The organism is Streptomyces gilvosporeus (assembly GCF_002082195.1).
GTDB classification, from domain to species: Bacteria; Actinomycetota; Actinomycetes; order Streptomycetales; family Streptomycetaceae; genus Streptomyces; species Streptomyces gilvosporeus.
Window position 1 is genome coordinate 7,617,101 of sequence record NZ_CP020569.1, and the last position, 16,432, is coordinate 7,633,532.

At 71.3% G+C, this 16,432-nt stretch carries 14 protein-coding genes; 6 read left to right on the top strand and 8 right to left on the bottom strand.

The window, feature by feature from the left end; all coding sequences use genetic code 11:
* Window positions 1-37: 37 nt before the first annotated feature.
* Window positions 38-712 carry a TetR/AcrR family transcriptional regulator gene (locus tag B1H19_RS33680; RefSeq protein WP_083108676.1) on the top strand — a complete coding sequence of 225 codons (675 nt, stop codon included), beginning with the start codon at window positions 38-40 and terminating at the stop codon, window positions 710-712.
* A gap of 40 nt (window positions 713-752) precedes the next feature.
* Here the strand turns inward: B1H19_RS33680 and B1H19_RS33685 are convergent, their stop codons facing one another.
* The gene (locus B1H19_RS33685) at window positions 753-1,499 is read right to left on the bottom strand and encodes a response regulator transcription factor (protein WP_083108677.1); all 747 of its coding nucleotides are present in this window, start codon (window positions 1,497-1,499) and stop codon (window positions 753-755) included.
* Window positions 1,500-1,685: 186 nt separating this feature from the next.
* Here B1H19_RS33685 and B1H19_RS33690 point away from each other — a divergent pair, with 186 nt between their 5' ends.
* Window positions 1,686-2,357: a histidine phosphatase family protein gene (locus B1H19_RS33690; protein ID WP_083108678.1), complete on the top strand. Its 672-nt coding sequence runs from the start codon at window positions 1,686-1,688 to the stop codon at window positions 2,355-2,357.
* A gap of 10 nt (window positions 2,358-2,367) precedes the next feature.
* Here B1H19_RS33690 and B1H19_RS33695 read toward each other — a convergent pair whose 3' ends face one another.
* Window positions 2,368-3,813, bottom strand: coding sequence for a sensor histidine kinase (locus B1H19_RS33695; RefSeq protein WP_083108679.1), 1,446 nt, complete (start codon window positions 3,811-3,813; stop codon window positions 2,368-2,370).
* Window positions 3,810-4,493 carry a response regulator transcription factor gene (locus B1H19_RS33700; RefSeq protein ID WP_083108680.1) on the bottom strand — a complete coding sequence of 228 codons (684 nt, stop codon included), beginning with the start codon at window positions 4,491-4,493 and terminating at the stop codon, window positions 3,810-3,812. The genes B1H19_RS33695 and B1H19_RS33700 overlap by 4 nt, the downstream gene beginning before the upstream one ends.
* A 143-nt stretch (window positions 4,494-4,636) precedes the next feature.
* On the opposite strand from B1H19_RS33700, the gene B1H19_RS33705 reads away from it, so the two are divergent.
* Together B1H19_RS33705 and B1H19_RS33710 are read left to right on the top strand one after the other, a co-directional pair.
* Window positions 4,637-5,299, top strand: coding sequence for a PepSY domain-containing protein (locus B1H19_RS33705; RefSeq protein WP_083108681.1), 663 nt, complete (start codon window positions 4,637-4,639; stop codon window positions 5,297-5,299).
* A 39-nt stretch (window positions 5,300-5,338) separates the two neighbouring features.
* A complete protein-coding gene (locus B1H19_RS33710) occupies window positions 5,339-6,661 on the top strand; it encodes a hypothetical protein (RefSeq protein ID WP_083108682.1) in 1,323 nt (440 codons plus the stop codon).
* A gap of 47 nt (window positions 6,662-6,708) precedes the next feature.
* Here B1H19_RS33710 and B1H19_RS33715 read toward each other — a convergent pair whose 3' ends face one another.
* The 4 genes from B1H19_RS33715 to B1H19_RS33730 form a co-directional block, all read right to left on the bottom strand.
* The gene (locus B1H19_RS33715) at window positions 6,709-8,019 is read right to left on the bottom strand and encodes a C2 family cysteine protease (RefSeq protein ID WP_083108683.1); all 1,311 of its coding nucleotides are present in this window, start codon (window positions 8,017-8,019) and stop codon (window positions 6,709-6,711) included.
* Window positions 8,020-8,137: 118 nt separating this feature from the next.
* A complete protein-coding gene (locus B1H19_RS33720) occupies window positions 8,138-9,316 on the bottom strand; it encodes an acyltransferase family protein (protein ID WP_083108684.1) in 1,179 nt (392 codons plus the stop codon).
* A 258-nt stretch (window positions 9,317-9,574) separates the two neighbouring features.
* Window positions 9,575-10,861: a sensor histidine kinase gene (locus tag B1H19_RS33725; protein ID WP_083110030.1), complete on the bottom strand. Its 1,287-nt coding sequence runs from the start codon at window positions 10,859-10,861 to the stop codon at window positions 9,575-9,577.
* A gap of 12 nt (window positions 10,862-10,873) precedes the next feature.
* Entirely contained in the window at window positions 10,874-11,587 is a 714-nt protein-coding gene (locus B1H19_RS33730) for a hypothetical protein (RefSeq protein ID WP_083108685.1), read from the bottom strand.
* A gap of 582 nt (window positions 11,588-12,169) precedes the next feature.
* Between B1H19_RS33730 and B1H19_RS33735 the strand changes: the two genes are divergently transcribed.
* Together B1H19_RS33735 and B1H19_RS33740 are read left to right on the top strand one after the other, a co-directional pair.
* Window positions 12,170-13,483: a M64 family metallopeptidase gene (locus B1H19_RS33735; RefSeq protein ID WP_083108686.1), complete on the top strand. Its 1,314-nt coding sequence runs from the start codon at window positions 12,170-12,172 to the stop codon at window positions 13,481-13,483.
* Window positions 13,484-13,620: 137 nt separating this feature from the next.
* On the top strand, window positions 13,621-14,487 hold the full coding sequence (locus B1H19_RS33740; protein ID WP_083108687.1) for a GNAT family N-acetyltransferase: 867 nt from the start codon (window positions 13,621-13,623) through the stop codon (window positions 14,485-14,487).
* A 67-nt stretch (window positions 14,488-14,554) separates the two neighbouring features.
* Here B1H19_RS33740 and B1H19_RS33745 read toward each other — a convergent pair whose 3' ends face one another.
* Window positions 14,555-16,354 carry a CocE/NonD family hydrolase gene (locus tag B1H19_RS33745; protein ID WP_083108688.1) on the bottom strand — a complete coding sequence of 600 codons (1,800 nt, stop codon included), beginning with the start codon at window positions 16,352-16,354 and terminating at the stop codon, window positions 14,555-14,557.
* Window positions 16,355-16,432: the final 78 nt, after the last annotated feature.

The following is a 16,432-nucleotide window of genomic DNA, read 5'->3' on the forward strand; positions in this document are numbered from 1 at the left end:
GGCGGCAATGCGGGAGGTGGCAACGCGGGAGGAAGCAGTGGCAGGACAGCAGGAACCGGTGATCTGGATGCGGCCGGAGCGGGCACCGGTCGGACGCCCGGCGGAGCGCAGCCGCGCCGAGATCACCGCTGCCGCGGTGGAACTGGCCGACCGCGAAGGGCTGGAGGCCGTCTCCATGCGTCGTATCGCCTCGGTCCTGGGCACCGGCGCCGCCTCGCTCTACCGTTACGTGGCCACCCGCGACGACCTGCTCGACCTGATGACCGACAGCGCCGCAGGCGAATACCAGCTGCCCGCGCCCAGCGGCGACTGGCTGGGGGACCTGCTTGCCGTCGCCCGCCAGGGCCGGCAGATCATGCGTCGCCATCCGTGGCTGCCGGCCATGGTCATGGGCCGCCCCGCCCTCGGCCCACACGGCATCGACCTGCTGGAGCACGTGCTCGACGTGCTCGCCGACCACCCGGCAGACCCCGCCCGCAAGGTCGAGGCATTCGCCCTCCTCAGCGGCCTGACCGCGCTGTTCGTCGAGAACGAGACGGCTGCCGCGGACACCGGCGCCACGCGCCGAGCCGCCTACCTCCGCCACGTGGCCGCCGCAGGGCATCACCCCCGTATCACCGCCCTGCTCGCCGCTCTCCCGCCCGACGACGACACCCCCCGCGACCGCTTCGACACCGTCCTCGCCCGTTCCTTGACCGGGGTCCTGGGCTGACATCCGCGGCGGTTGAGGTAGCTGGGCAGGAGGCGACGGGTCACCAGGGGCCTCCGCCCCGCTCGGTGGGCGTGGGGGAGACGGCGCCGTCGCGATCGGCCGGTGGGACCAGACGGAAGCCGATGCCGCGGATGTTCTCGATCCACGAGGAGTCGCCGAGTTTGCGGCGCAGCGCGGCGATGTGGACGTCCAGGGTCTTGGTCGGGCCGAAGTAGTTCGGTTCCCAGGCCGTATCGAGGATCTGCTGGCGGGAGCAGACGGCTCCGGGGTCCTCGGCGAGGCAGAGCAGCAGGTCGAACTCTTTGGGCGCCAGGGCGATCGGCGAGCGGTTCAGACGGACCTGGCGGGTGCGGCGGTCGATGGTCAGCGGACCGATCTGCTGGACGCCCGAGCCGCCTGCGGGGCCCGGCTCCGTATCGCCCCCAGCGGGGACCGTGGGCCGGGCACGGCGGGTCACGGCGCGGATCCGGGCCACCAGTTCCCGTACGCCGAACGGCTTGGACAGATAGTCGTCGGCGCCCAGTTCCAGGCCGAGCACCCGGTCGACCTCGTCGTCCCTGGCGGTGATCATGATGATCGGCACCGGGGACCGGGCGCGCAGGGCCCGGCAGACGTCGAGGCCGTCCATATCGGGGAGCCCCAGGTCCAGCAGCACCATCGCGGGCTCCGGGGCGGACAGGCCGGCGCCGCCGGTCCGGGCGTGTTCCACGGTGAATCCGAAGCGGCGCAGTCCTTCCATCAACGGTCCGGCCACCCTGTCGTCGTCCTCGATCAGCAAGACACGCATGTCGACAGGCTCACAAACGCCGGGCGCACCGCGCGGCGCAATCGCGGGAACCTCCCCCGAGTCAGTGACCGCCGGATCTTGCGGGTGGCCTCTTGTGAACGGCGTTTTAAGGGCGCCTTCAGGAACAGGTAGTACGCTGCGCCGCGCACTGGTCAGCCATTCCGACGTACAGGACGGGGATTCCGCATGACGGAACAGCAAACGGAAGGCCGTATACCGTCGGTGAGCCGACGCCGGCTACTGGCCGGACTGGCGGCGGCGCCCGTGGCACTCGCGGGCTGCGGCCGCAAGGGCTCCTCCGACCCCCTCCACCTGGCGCGTTCCCAGGCCACCACCACGGTCATGATCATCCGCCACGGCGAGAAGCCCGACAAAAGCCACCCCGGCTACGACGAACACGGCCACAAGGACCCCCACTCCCTCACCCGGCGCGGGTGGGCCCGGGCCCGGGCACTGCCGAAGCTGTTCGACCCGCCGAAGGGCCGGGCCCCCGTCCCCGGTCTGATGCGCCCCAAGACCCTCTACGCCGCCACCGACAAGGGCCCGCTGTCCGGGGGCCACCGTATGCGGCAGACCGTGACGCCGCTGGCCCAACAGCTGGGCATCAAGCTCGACTTGACCTTCGCCGAGTCCCAGGAAGCGGCCCTGGCGAAGGCCGCGGTCGCCGCCCCCGCACCGGTGCTGATCTGCTGGGAGCACTCCCGTATTCCGGCCATCGTCGATGCCCTCGGCGCATCCGGCACCGGTGTACCCGGTGAGTGGCCGGACCGCTTCGACCTGGTCTGGGTCTTCACACACGCCCACGGCAAGTGGACCTTCCGCCAGGTGAACCAGCACCTGCTTCCCGGAGACGCCTGAGCTGCCCGCGTCAAGGAAAATCAGCGGGCAGCCGCACCTGGAACACGGCCCCTCCGCCGGGGGGTTGGCGTACGGCGATGTCACCGCCGTGCCTCCGTACGACGTCGCGGGCGATGGCCAGGCCGAGGCCGGCGCCGCCGTCGTCGCGGCTGCGGGCGTCGTCGAGGCGCACGAACCGTTCGAAGATGCGCTCCCGTTCGGCGGACGGCACGCCCGGACCGTCGTCGGCGACCTCTAGCACCGCGTCCGCCCCCTCGGTGCGCAGTGCCACAAAGACCGTGCCGGCGGCGTGCCGCTGGGCATTGTCCAGCAGGTTTCCCAGGACGCGGGCGAGTTGTCTGCTGCTGCCCCGCACCCGTGCCGGGCCGGCGATGCGTACGTCGGCGGGGAGGGCGTCCGTGCGCCGCGCCACCTCCTCGCGTACCAGGTCGTCCAGGGCGACGGAGGTGCCCTGCGGTTGCTCTTCCGCGTCGAGCCGGGCGAGCAGGAGCAGATCGGCCGCCAGGTGCTGAAGCCGCACGGTATCGGCCACCGCGCCGTCCAGGTCCAGCAGTTCGGGGTGGGCGGCGGCGACTTCGAGCTGGGTGCGCAGGGAGGCGATGGGGCTGCGCAGTTCGTGGGAGGCGTCGGCGACGAAGCGGCGCTGCTGTTCGACGGAGGCTTCCAGCGCGGCCAGGGTCTCGTTGGTGGTTGCCGCCAGCCTGGCCACTTCGTCGTGGGACGCGGGTTGGGGCACGCGACGGGTGAGGTCGCCGGCACCGGTGATGGCCGACAGCTCGCCGCGGATGGCCTCGACCGGACGCAGGGCGCGCCGGGTGACGAGCCAGGTCACGCCCGCAACGACGGCCAGCAGCAGGGGCAGGCCGATGAGCATCGAGCGGACCACGGTGCCGACGGCGTCGTACTGGGTGGCCAGCGGCGCGCCCGCGTAGACCGTGGCGGTCTCGCCCGCGGGGCTGGTCGCGGCGACGGCGGCGAAGCGGTAGTCCGCCGTGTCGTCGTCCACGGTCGCGGTGCCGGTGGAGTGGTGGGCCTTGCCGGAGACCTTGCCGCGGGCCGGGGGCTTGACGTCGTCCTCGTCGTGGTCGTCGCCGTCGTCGTCGCTCCTACCGGGCGTGGTCCCGGTGGGGGAGGGGGTCACCTTCGTCGTACGGGTGCCGGTGCCGGTGATCGCGCGGAGGTCCTCGCTCACCGCGCGCACCACCTCGTTGTCGTCGACCACCTGCACGGGGTTGTCCTCGTGGTCGGGCAGCTTGAGCCTGCCGTACGGTGTGCCGGTCGCGAGCTGCGAGGCGACCTGGCGCGCGGCCACCTCCGCCTGGAGGTCCGTTTGCGAGGTCAGATTGCTGCGCAGCGCCAGCACCACGGCGACTCCCGCGGCGACCAGGGCCACGGCGACGACGGCGGTCGCGAACAAGGAGGTGCGGGCGCGGACGGAGCGGAAGGGGCGTCTCATCGGGGACCGCTCTCGGGGGTGAGCCGGTAGCCGGCACCGCGTACGGTCTGGATCGACTTCCGGCCGAACGGTGCGTCGATCTTGCGGCGCAGCGCGCTCACGTACACCTCGACGATGTTGGGGTCGCCGTCGTACGCGAAGTCCCAGACGTGTTCCAGGATCTCCGCCTTGGACACCACATGCCCGGCCCGCAGGGCGAGTTGTTCCAGTACGGCGAACTCCTTGGCGGTCAGCTCGACCGGCGCCGCACCGCGCGTCACGTGCCGGGCCGCCGGGTCGACGACGAGGTCGCCGACGGTCAACGCGCGCTGCCCGCCGCGGGAATGGCGCCGCAACAGGGCGCGGATCCGGGCGAGGAGCACGACATAGGAGAAGGGCTTGGTCAGATAGTCGTCGGCACCGGTGTCGAGGCCCTCGGCCTCGTCGTACTCGCCGTCCTTGGCGGTGAGCATCAGGACCGGGGTGTCGTCCCCGGCCGCGCGCAAGGCGCCGCAGACTCGGTAGCCGTTCATGCCGGGCAGCATGATGTCGAGCACGATCAGGTCGTAGTCGTGCTCGGTGGCCTGGTGCAGGCCCTCGGCGCCGTCATGGACGACATCGACGGCGAACCCTTCGGCCGCCAGCCCCTTGGCCAGGGACTGCGCGAGCCTCTTCTCGTCCTCCACGATGAGCAACCGCATGCGACCAGCCTCCCAAACCGAACCTGAAGACGGCTTCAGGTGGCTTCAGCCTGGCTTCAGGATCGCTCCGGCACGGTGGAGCCATCGACCAGCCCGGTCGCTTCGACCACCTCGGTCACCGACGCCGTACGGGAGGAACCCCCATGAAGCGCAAGATCGCCATCGCCACCGCCGCCGCAGCCCTGCTGATCGGCGGCGGAGTGACCACCGGCGTCGCCCTCGCCACGGACGGCGGCGGCCGCGGCCCGCACACCGAGGCGGCCGCATTCGGCGACCACGACGACCGGGGCGGCAGTGACGATCGCGACGGTGGTGTCGATCACGGCGGTGGCGGCGATCGCGGCGGCGACGACACCGCACTGGCCAAGGCCGCGAAGACCTCCGTCCAACAGGCCGTCGACGCCGGGCGGCAGGCCGCCCCGGGCACGGTCACCTCCGCCGAACTCGACCACGGCACACACGGCCCGGTCTGGAGCGTCGAGACCCTCGCGCACAACGGCACCGAACACGAGGTGACCGTGGACGCCGCGAACGCCGAGGTCCTCGGCAACCGCACCGACCCCGACGACGACCGGGAGGGCGCCGACCTGAAGGCCGTCCAGGCGCTCAGGACGGACCCCCGCGGCGCCGTCACGGCGGCGCTGGCCAAGGCACCCGGCACCGTCACGTCCGTGGAGCTCGACCACGAACGCTCCGCCGTCTCCTGGGAGGTCGAGATCCAGGGGAAGAACGGTGTCGAGCACGACGTGACCGTGAACGCCTCCACCGGCAAGGTCACCTCGGCTTCCGTCGACCACGACGACTGACACTCCGCGTTGTCAGTGGGCCGTTGGACAATTCCCTTCATGGCCCACACCTTTCCCCTGACCCTGCCCGCTTCGATGGTGGCGGCCCACCGCGTCGATCTGACCGCCAAGCCCGCCGAGGGCCTGCGCGTCGCGGTGTTCGACGTCGCGGCCGCCCCATCCGGTGAGACATACGTGCTGTACGGCGCGCGGCGCTATCGGACGTCGATCCCGTCCGGGGACGACCCCGCCGAACGGAACTTCACCTACGGCATCATCAGCCGGTACGCGCCGGACGGTTCCCCCTCGGACACGGCACTGTTCGCCCAGCCCCATCCGGACGGTTCCCCCTCGGCGATCCCTGAGGCCGGGGACATGACCCTGGCGATACTCCCCGACGGTACGGTGGCGCTCAGTGAGAAGCCGGGCAGTACGTTCCTGATCTCCGCCGACCTGAGCCGTGTTCTGGAGGCATGGCGGCTGCCCTTCGGCTACTCCGCCGAGGAAACCGCATCGGGCGACCCGTACGCCGCCTCCCTCTCCGTCACCCCGTCCGGGAGGCTGCTGGGCGTCACGTCCGAGTACGGGCTGAGCAACTGGGCCGGGGCGCGGCCCAACATCGTCGCCCTCTCGGAGCCCGGGAGCACCCTGATCCCCGGTGCCAAGGCCACGCTGCGGGCCATCGCCTCCCTCGACAACCGGGCCTCCCGGCAGACGGATGCCGATCTGCGGCCACATGTGCGCTTCCGGGAGGCACCGGTCGGCCGGGACAACCGGCCCTCGCCCTCCCTGGCCGAGCTGGTCTCGTCGTCCACCGCGCGCCCCCACGACTACTGCGACTGCACGCTCGGCCGGCCGGCACCGCTCGGCGACGACCTGTTCGTCGTCCCGGTCTTCAGCCCGATCTACCGCTCCGGCAACCGGGGCGCGCCGTTCACCTTCGCCCTGCTGGACGACCACGGCCGGATGACGGGGCGCCTGGAGGGGCTGGACCCCTACAAGGACAGCCCCTACACCGGCTTCTGCTTCTCCGTGGTCGCCGACCCGCACCGGAAGCGGGCCTTCCACCTGAACCGGTACGGCCTCTACGCCTGGAGCGCGGACGGCCGGCTGCGAGCCGTAATGTCCACCCAGGACAAGGCGCTGAAGGCCCTCACCCACTTCGCCCTGATGGCCTGCACCCCCGCCGGCGAACTCCTCCTCGTCCACCGCAAGCAGAACCTGCTGCTGCGCGTGCCGGTGCCGGAGGATCTGTGCGAGCTGCCCTCGGCCGTGGAGGCCGCGCTGCGGACGTACGGGACCCAGCGCACCGCCCTGAAGAAGCGCTTCGCCCCCGTGGGGTGGCATTGGGTCGAGGAGTCGGCGCGCATACACCGGTTCTGAGCCGGCGCAGCGGCACGCGCCCACCGTCGGGACGTCCGGGCGTCACGTCACCAGGTGTCGACGGCGTCGATCTGCACCAGGTAGGAACCCACTTCCTGAAGTGTCAGCCAGCACTCCCACTGCTTCCGGGTGGCCTGGTCGCCCCACGGGTTGCCCACGGACATCCGACCGCCGGCCGGGTCCACATCCTTGACGAAGTAGGCGTGGTTCCCGATCAGTCGGCCGCCCGCGATCTCCACGGCGTCGCCCGGGCCGGCGTTGGGCGCCGCGACAGTGGTGGCGACGAGTGCCTGGCCGCGCGACTTGCGGTCGGCGATCTCCTGGATGAGCCATGGCGAGCTGACGTCGAGCTTCTGGCTCTCGCGGCCGGTGAGCATGGCGAGCGCTTCGGAAGGGGGCCCGCCGTGGGCGATGTCGACGTAGTTGCCGTAACTCTGGGCGGCGGCCTTCTCGAAGTAGCTCGGCCAGGTCTCCGCGTAACGGGCATCCACGGTGTGGCCCGTGGCACACCAGAGACGACCGTGGCCGTACGGCAGGTCGGGCACCACTGTGACGGGATCCGGGCGGCCCTCGTCGTAGAAGGTGACGGTGATGGTGCCGTTGGCCTCCTGCCGGAAGTGCCGCGGGGCGTGCTGAGGGTTGGCCTGGAGCACGGCCTGCATGCTCGTCAGCAGCCAGCAGTCCCCGAAACAGCCCTGGTACATGTCCTGCCAGGACAGCGCCTCGGTCGCGCCCGAGACCCACTGCCAGTTCTCGGTGACGTATGCGCCGTCCACCTTGGCGAACGGCCCTTCGGGCAGTACCCAGCCGTGGTCGCCGCAGTCGCACCCGGGATCGTCGTTCGGCTGGCTGCATGTCATCCCAGTACCGATCAGCATCGCGCCGTACGGGCTGACCGTACGCAGCAGCCAGTTGAAGAGCTCCTGCTGCCGCCACCCGTCATAGGCGGACTCACCGTGCTCGTCCTCGACGTGGGTGAGCTGGTCCCAGCGTTCCAGGCCCTGTGTCCCGAACCGGCGGACCACCAGGTCGAGTTCGGTGGGCGGCAGCGGCATCAGCAAGTTGCCGACCTGATCGAGCAGGGACCGGGCGCTGTACTGCTGCTCGCTGGCGAACAGGATGTCCCACGCCTGGCGGCCGACGGCCTCGGCCCGCTGCAGGTTCGGCGGGGGACCGGGCGGCTGCCAGGGCAGGTCGACCAGCGGGCGGCCGCCGCGCACGTACTGGAGCTGGCTGCGGCCGACGGTGTCGCTGATCCCTTGCACCACATCCACGGCGGCCATCAGCTCGCGACCGCCGGGAATGAACGGCGCGGCCTTGCCGGCGACCTGGCGCCAGTTGTTGCGGTGGTATCCCACGTGTCCTCCCCGTTCCTCTCCCACCCGGCCACCGAGCGTACGCGGGCGGCTCGGCGACCTGGTCACCGCCCTCTGGCCAGGGCTTTCAGCCCCACCCCTGCCCGCTCCGGCCCGCCGGTCACACCGACTCGAAGGTGCGGGCGCGCGGCACCGTCTGGTCGTCTTCCGCCGCAGGGGACGCGGGGGATGTGCGCGGTGCGGAGCGCCGGGGATGTCCGCGGGGTGGTGCGGCGTGCCGGCGGACGTCGTCGATGCCTCGGCGCATGGTGGCGCGGAGCCACTTTCCCAGGGGGCGTTCGACGAGGCGGTGGATGAGCCAGGCGGCGGCCAGCATGAGCGCGGTCACCGAGGCCACCAGGACCGGGGCGGGGACGCTGTCGCGGAAGTGGTGGATGAGCGTCATGCCGATGTTCAGATGGACGAGGTAGAGCGGGTAGGTGAGCGATCCCGCGACGGTCAGCCACTTCCACTGGATCCGGTCGCAGGCGCCGAGCGCGATCGCGCCGATGAGGGCGAACGCGGCGATGATGACGACGCGGGCGGGCCAGGTGGGCAGGGCGTCCGCGGCGGCCGCGCCGAGGTTCACGGCCATCCGCTCGTAGATGTAGCGCTGTGCGAGCAGCAGTTGCAGGATCACGATCGCCCACAGGACGGCATTGGGTCGGTGACGGTACATCAGATAGAAGGCGATCCCCGCGATGAAGAACGGCGCGTACTGCGGCATGGCGAACTCGATGATCAAGGGGGTCTTCAGGATCGGCGCGAGGGCGGCCGCTGCGGTCCATACCCCGCACAGGATCAGGCAGTTGCGGTAGGTGACGCCGAACAGCATGACCACGGCCATGATCAGGTAGAACTTGAGTTCCACGAAGAGCGTCCAGTAGACCGGGTCGACGTCGGGAGTGTTGTTACCGCCCTGGAGCATCGTCAGGTTGGTGATCACCGTGGCCCAGCTCCGCGGCGAGGCGGCCTCCGGCCACATTCTGACCACGACGACGGTGATCAGGAGGCCGGCCCAGTAGGCCGGGAACAGGCGCGAGACGCGGGAGACGGCGAACTCGCCCACCGTACGGCCCCATACGCTCATACAGATGACGAAACCGCTGATCAGGAAGAAGACCTCCACGCCGAGCCAGCCGTACTGGGCCGCCCGGTGGGCGGACGGGAAGATCGTGTCCGTGGTATGGCCCCATGGTCGGACGAGGGCGACGTAGTGGTAGCACACCACCATCAGCGCGGCCATCAGACGCAGTCCGTCGAGTGCGGCAAGCCTGTTCCCTGTACGGCGTTCTGCCATAGTGCAACCCCCAAGCGCCCTGGTCAGCAGCGCTTCGTGTCTGAAGCGGTGCACAGGCTGCAAAGAACGCATGCGTAGGTGAACCCGTGCGTATGTCGTACGCCCTCCGTGCTATCACCTCTAGGCGACTCGGGGGCCCCACAGGCGCGCGATGGACTCAGTCGGGAACATGCAGCGTCGCACGGCGGTACCGTTCGGGGCGAATTCTCCCGGAAGGGGAGCCGATCAGGTGGGTCTGATGGGCTGACAGGTCTGATATCAGTGCTGGTCCGGGTGGGCCGGGAGGCGGAGTTCGGCGATGGCTCCACCGTCGGCGGCGTTGGAGAAGCGGAGGGTGGCGCCGAGGACGTGGGCCTGGCCGGTGGCGATGGTCAGACCCAGACCGTGGCCGGTCCGCCTGCCGACGTCCGATCCGCCGGACTGGCTCCGGAAGCGCTGGGGACCCTGGTCGAGGAGGTAGGCGGGGTAGCCGTCGCCGTGGTCCCGCACGGTGATGACGGAGCCCTCGACGGTGACCACCACGGGCGGGCGGCCGTGTTTGTGCGCGTTGGTGACGAGGTTCCCCAGGATGCGTTCGAGCCTGCGCCGGTCGGTCTGCACCTGGGCGTCCTGTACGACGCGGACCTCCGTCGCCGTTCCGGTGGCCCGTACCGCGCGTTCGGCCAGGGGGCCCAGCTGGTGGATGTCGAGGTCGGCGCTCTCGACCCGGGCGTCGAGCCGGGAGATCTCCAGCAGGTCCTCGGTCAGCCCGCGCAGGGCCTGGACGCGGTCGCGCACCATGTCGGTCGGGCGGCCGTCCGGCAGCAGCTCGGCCGCGGCGTGGAGCCCGGCGAGCGGGGTGCGCAGTTCGTGGGAGACGTCGGCGGTGAAGCGCTGTTCGCTGTTCAGCCGCTCCTGGAGGCTGGCGGCCATCGCGTCGAGCGCGGTCGCCACGGCGGCGGCCTCGTCCTGCGCGCGGTCGGGGCGCCGGGCGCGGGGGTCGTTCACCCGGGCGTCGAGATCGCCGGTGCTGATGCGCCGGGCGACGCGGGCGGTGCGGTGCAGTCGCCGGGTGATGCGGGAGACGGAGATCAGTCCGGCCGCCAGGGTGAGGCCGATCGCGGCCGCGGAGGAGCCGATGATGGCCCCGTCCAGGCCGCGCAGGGAGGCCGCCTGCTCGCCGTAGTCCAGCCGTACCGCCAGCACCTTGCCCCCGGTGACGGGCGTGGCGGCCCACATGACGGGGAGGCCGCGGTGGGTGGCCAGCTGGGTCCCGCGCTCCTGCCGCTGCACGGTCATCTTGCGGAGCGGGGCGGGCAGGTCCGGCGGGTCCACCGCGACGTCGCGGCCGAGCGGGTTTCCGGTGACATAGGCGGAGGTGCTGCGGTCCAGTTCCGCCAGCGCCACGTGGCGCGCGCGGTCCTGGGTCTGCCCGTCGACCAGGACGTGCACCAGTATGCCGAGCACCGCGGCGAGCAGGCAGCACATGACGGTGATGAAGACGGCGGTCTTCCAGTAGAGCGTCGCCGTCCAGGCATGCAGCCACCGCGGCGGTCGGGAGCGGATCGGGCGCACGGCTCACCGGCCCGAGGGGGTCGGAGGCGTCCGCCGGCCGTAGCCGACGTCCTGGATGGTCATGACCTGGTGCCGCGCATCCCACACGTAGACCGTGCGGCTCTCGTAACCGGGCGCGTCCCCGGGCTCATGGATGACCAGCTTGTGGTTGGCGACCTCCACCGACTGCGGGTAGCTGGTGGCGTCCAGGATCGAGTTCACCACCCCCTTCTTGAGCGTGTAGGCCCACATGATCAGGAGGTGGTCCTTGCTCTCGACGCCGAGGATCAGCTCGTCCTTCCCGTCACCGTTCAGATCGTGGTACTCGGGGGCCCGGACGGGACAGGAGCGTGCGCCCGGCCGGTCGGCACAGGCGCGGATCTTGCGTTCCTCGTCCTTCTCGAAAACCGGCATGTCGCGGCGCTTGTCCGCGTCGATCTGCGCCAGGAGAACCTTGCCCGCGGAAAGCTTCCGGATGTTCCCGGACGGGATGCGCGGCAGCGCGGTCAGCGGCTGAGGCTTCTCCTGCCCTTCCGTGGCCGGCGCGGACGGTGGCGCGGGCTTACGGTCCGGCCACAGTCGTTCCGGACCGGTGACGGCACTGGCATGTCCCGCGCTCTTGGGCGCACCGGCCTCCACGCACCCGCCCAGCAGCGCCGCTGTGCCCGCCATCACGAGCACCGGTGCCACCACTCGTACGACGGCACGGGGCGGGCGCAGGCCGCGGACGAGGGGCACGGTGCTGTTCCCGGAAGGGCTGGAAGGCCCATCAGGCCGGGAAGTCGTGGGGGAGGGGACATACGGGGCCAAACAATCACTCCGCGTCACTTTTCGGCGGTCGAACAGGTCTGCAAACGGTAACCCATGCCTCGCGGGAACCACCGGTCCCGCGACGCGCCGCGGGACCGCAGGCTCGCACGGGGTGCCGCGGCTCCGGACACCGGCTCGGTGGCCGCGGCCGGAGATCGGTGCCCGGGGCGACGACTTCGGCGACCTCGTCGCACCGGGGGTCGAAGGCGGCCCGGGGTTGAAGACGGCACGAGAGCGACGACGGCACGAGAGCGACGACGGCACGAGATCGAGACGGCACGAGATCGGCGACGGTCCGAGGAAGGCGGGACGGGGCGGTCCGATGCCCCGAAGGCGTCACTGCCGGCATCGTTCCGCCGCCCCTGTGGGACCAGGCCCGAACTCACCCCTTCCCCAAACCACTTGGGCACCATCCGTTGCTCCCCCTCCACAACGGCCTTTACCGTGAGCGCGTTTGAATCCGGTTCCACCCTCCCCGCCCAGTCGGCGGGATTCGGAAGGAAACCCCCCATGCTCAGACGCATATCCCTGCGGACGGCGGTGACCGCGGGCCTGGCCGTCGCGGCGCTGGCCGGCGCCACGGCCGCCGCGACCACGGCATCCGGCGCCCCGGAGCCCTCACCGCAGCCCCAACACACCCAGCAGGTCGAGTACTTCACCGGACCCGGCGGCCATCCTCGGCACACCACCGTCCCGGCCCCCAAGCCGCTCTCCCGGTCCGCGAAGGCCGCAATCGCCGCCGGTGACGGCGATGTCACCCCGATCGTGCAGAACGGCCCGGTGGGCGACAAGCTCGACGTCGTCTTCGTCGGGGACGGATACACCGCCGCCCAGCAAGAGGACTTCCACGCCGACGTCCGCGCCAAGTGGGCCAAGATATCCGCGGTCGAGCCGTATGCCTCGTACACCAAGCTGTTCAACGTGTGGGCCGTCGACGCGGTGTCCCACGACTCCGGTGTCTCCGGTGACCCGACCAAGGACGTCGTCCGCGACACCGCGCTGAACTCGGCGTTCTTCTGCGACGGCACCGAACGCCTGCTCTGCGTCGACACCGGCAAGGTCGACGCGTACGCCGCCACGGCCCCGGCCGCCGACCTCGTCGTCGTCCTGTCGAACTCCACCAAATACGGCGGCGCGGGTTACAACGACGTCTCCTCGCCGGTCGGTTACGAGGGGATCGCCACCGCGTCGTCCGACAACGACCGGTCCGACCAGATCGCGGTGCACGAGACCGGCCACTCCCTCGGCAAGCTCGCCGACGAGTACGACTACGGCCAGCCCGGCACCTACTCCGGCCCCGAACCCGCCCAGGCCAACCTCACCACCCTCTCCGCCGACCAGATGACCGCCCAGCGGCAGAAGTGGTACCGCTGGCTCGGCCAGGAGTCGCCGGACGGCGGCACGGTCGGCGCGTACGAGGGCGGCGGCTACTACCAGTACGGGCTGAACCGGCCCACCGACAACTCGATCATGCGGTCGCTCGGCCGGGAGTTCAACCTCCCCGGCCGCGAGGCGATGATCGCCGCCTTCTACCGCCATGCGAGCGTGCTGACCAGCCCGGTCGCCACCGGCCGGGTACTGCACCGCGGGGACCGTATCCGGGTCTCACCGCTCGGCTCCGCACAGGTGAGGTGGTACGTCGACGGCCGCGAGCGCAAGGCCGCGCGGGGCCGGACCTCGGTCGTTCCGCGCGCCCTCGGCGTCCCCGCGGACGGCCGCCGCCACACCGTCACCGCCCGCGCCACCGACCCCACCGACGCGGTACGCGATCCGGCGCTGCGCACACTGCTCTCCGGAAAACTGAGCTGGCGCATCGCCCCCTGAACGCACCGCGCCCCGCCCCGGCCGCCGCCGTCCTCGATGGTCGACGGCTCCGGGGCGGGCCCCGCGGCGGCGGGTTGTCGGCCGTGCGGTTCTCGGCAACTGCTCCCCAGCGTCGAGGAGATCAGGGAGCATGAAGCATGCGCCCGGATGACTGGCACCTCACCGAAGACATCGACGACTTTCTCGCGCGAGCGGGAGACTTCCTTCGCTCCCGCCCCGCCCTGCACACCATGCCGCTGACGGTGACCGAGAAACTGCGCGCGAACGGGGCGGCCGCCCACGGCGCGGAAGCCCCCGTTTTCGGCCGACTGGAGCGAGGGGGCGAGGTCCGCGCCACCTTCTACCAGCGCACCCCGTCCGGTCCCCTGAGCCTCACCCGCGTCACCCGCGAGCAGGCCGACCTGCTCGCCGTCCGCCTGGCCGACCTCGGCCACCCCGTCCCCGGCGTCAGCGCCGACCACGACAGCGCCACCGCCTTCGCCGAGGCATGGCAGCGCCACACGGACGCAGTGCCGGCACTCAGCAAGCGGATCCGTCTCTACCGTCTCGGCGCGCTCACCCCACCGGAGCCGGTCCCGGAGGGCCGGGGCCGCACCGTGGGCGAGCAGGACCATGCGCACGTGGTGCGGTGGTGCGGCGAGTTCCTCGACGCGGTCGGCGAAGTCCCCACCGTGGACGCCGACTCCTGGGCCGGCTCGCGTTTCGCCGACAAACACTTCACGTTCTGGGAGACCCCGGACGGCACTCCCGTCTCCATGGCCGCCGCGACGTCGATGATCGCCGGTATGGTCCGGGTGGACCCCGTGTACACCCCGGCCCACCTCCGGGGCCGCGGCTACGCGGGCGCCGTGACGGTCGAGGTCAGCAGAGCCGCACTGACCGCAGGCGCGACGGACGTCGTGCTCTTCGCGGACCCTGCCAACGCCGCCAGCAACGCCCTCTACCAGCGCATCGGTTACGTCCCGGTCACCGAATGGGCCGTGTACGACTTCCCCCGGAACTGAGGCGGCCGAAGCGCTTAGCTGCCGCTCTTGATGCCGTTGACGGCGGTGTGTTTGAGCCATTCGCGGGTCAGGTGAGGGAGCTCGGTCGACGGGTGCGCCGCTCGGGTGTCGGATCCTCCGTGGACGAGGAATCGCAGGGGAGAACGAGCGCGCACGGATGATGGAGCGAGACGTCCGCCGGAATCAGCCGAGTGGCGGTCGCCGGGGGTTCGGCGGTGCCCGTGTTCCGCGCGAAGCGAGGGTGCGCGCCGCCGCTGATCTGGAGGCGGATCCGGTGTCCGGCGGGGAAACGGTAGGCCGTGGCACTCATCGGGACGGTGACGGCGGCCGGGGCATCTCCTGTGGGCCGGAGTCGGCGCAGCCCGTCGCAGACGTTGGTCGAGCGGTTCCGGTCGTCGACGTCGCAGAGCCGGGCGAACACGTCGGCGTGGCCGGTGCCCGTACCGACGCGGAGTTCCACGCGCACCGGGCCGAGGATGCGGAGCGGCTCGGCGAGCGGTGCGGAGGTGAACGTCAGGACGTCGTCCCTGGCCTCCAGGGCGGTGTTGTCCCGAGGGCCGGCTTTGGGGGACACCAGGGGACCGCCGACCGAGGGGGTGGGGTCGGACGGGTCGTAGCGGAAGGACGGCAGCGGCGCCGACGTGTCGCCGGGGGACCGGGGGCTCAGCGCGCCGCCGCCGTCGAGGCACCGGTCGAGGTACCAGCGTCGGGCGTGGGAGGCCGCGGGCCAGTCGGGAAGGTCGTGCCAGGTCTCCGTGCCGCCCATATGAACGCGCACCCTCGTCTCCCGCAGTCCGGACGGCTCGTCGCACAGGTGGGCCCGCAGCCAGGCGAGGCTTTCGGCGAAGACCTCGGGCCAGCCCTGCTGTAGCGCGGTGTTGTGCGTCCAGGGGCCGACGAGCAGGGACGTTTCGCAGCCGGCGCGCCGCAGTCTGCCGTACTGCTGGAGGGTCTGGTCGAGCAGCGCGTCATGCCAGCCGGTGATCAGGCTGGTCGGTACGGTCAGGCGCTCGGCCGCGACCCCCATGTCCGCCCCCTGCCAGTGCGCGTCCCGCGGGTCGGGGTGAGCCATCGCCTCCTCCAGGAACGGCACTCGTCCGCCCAGGCCGGGCGCGTACACCTCGCCTAGGGGAAGGGAGCGCGTGATCTTCCGGAGGTGGCGTTGCAGCCGCAGGGCGGCCCACAGGAATTTCGGCACGCCACGGTGGTGGTGCATCCGGCCCAACGAGGTGACCAGCGAGTTCTCCAGGGCGAACGCGCCTCCGGGGTGGAAGTATCCGTGCAGGTCGTGCAGGCCGACCTGGACCACCATCGCGCGCAGCTCCGGCGGCGGGTCCAGGGCGAGTGCCCATTGGGTGTAGCCGAGATAGCTGGGGCCGATGGTGCCCAACACGCCGGTGAACCAGGGCTGTTGGCGGAGCCAGGCGACGGTGGCCCGGCCGTCGGCCGGCTCGTGGCGCCACAGGTCGGACTCGCCGCCGGAGCCTCCGGTGCCACGGCAGCTCTGGAGGACGACGTGGAAGCCCTGTTCGGCGAAGAGCACGCCGAACGTCAGCGCCCAGGGGAAGCCCCGACCGTACGGGGAGCGGAGCAGGAGGGTGGGGAAGTCGCCGTCGGTCAGGGGGAAGTAATGGTCCGTCAGCAGTGGGGTGCCGTCGGCGGCGGGTACCACGAGGCCGGGCTCGTAGGCGATGTCGTGCAGCTTGGGTGGGAGGTCGCGCTGGAGGCGGCGCAGGACGCGGGCGTGCCGGGGCGGCCTCTTGAACGGCTGCTTGAACGGTGCCTTGAGTCGATTCTTGGTGGGCTTCGCGGGTGGGGACGAGCGGTGGGCCGTCTTCGCCGTTGCCGTCGCGTTCGTCGTCGTCATCGTGCCTCGATTCCTGAACCGGGATCCGCGGGAGCTCTTTCCAGTACGTCGTACGAGAATAGCGGACGGTCGGACGGA

Excerpts from the sequence above, each read along its gene's own strand:
- B1H19_RS33685 (WP_083108677.1), bottom strand. The coding sequence starts at position 1,499 with ATGCGTGTCTTGCTGATCGAGGACGACGACAGGGTGGCCGGACCGTTG.
- B1H19_RS33720 (WP_083108684.1), bottom strand. The coding sequence starts at position 9,316 with ATGGCAGAACGCCGTACAGGGAACAGGCTTGCCGCACTCGACGGACTG.
- B1H19_RS33695 (WP_083108679.1), bottom strand. The coding sequence starts at position 3,813 with ATGAGACGCCCCTTCCGCTCCGTCCGCGCCCGCACCTCCTTGTTCGCG.
- B1H19_RS33700 (WP_083108680.1), bottom strand. The coding sequence starts at position 4,493 with ATGCGGTTGCTCATCGTGGAGGACGAGAAGAGGCTCGCGCAGTCCCTG.
- B1H19_RS33745 (WP_083108688.1), bottom strand. The coding sequence starts at position 16,354 with ATGACGACGACGAACGCGACGGCAACGGCGAAGACGGCCCACCGCTCG.
- B1H19_RS33735 (WP_083108686.1), top strand. The coding sequence starts at position 12,170 with ATGCTCAGACGCATATCCCTGCGGACGGCGGTGACCGCGGGCCTGGCC.
- B1H19_RS33740 (WP_083108687.1), top strand. The coding sequence starts at position 13,621 with ATGCGCCCGGATGACTGGCACCTCACCGAAGACATCGACGACTTTCTC.
- B1H19_RS33710 (WP_083108682.1), top strand. The coding sequence starts at position 5,339 with ATGGCCCACACCTTTCCCCTGACCCTGCCCGCTTCGATGGTGGCGGCC.
- B1H19_RS33690 (WP_083108678.1), top strand. The coding sequence starts at position 1,686 with ATGACGGAACAGCAAACGGAAGGCCGTATACCGTCGGTGAGCCGACGC.
- B1H19_RS33705 (WP_083108681.1), top strand. The coding sequence starts at position 4,637 with ATGAAGCGCAAGATCGCCATCGCCACCGCCGCCGCAGCCCTGCTGATC.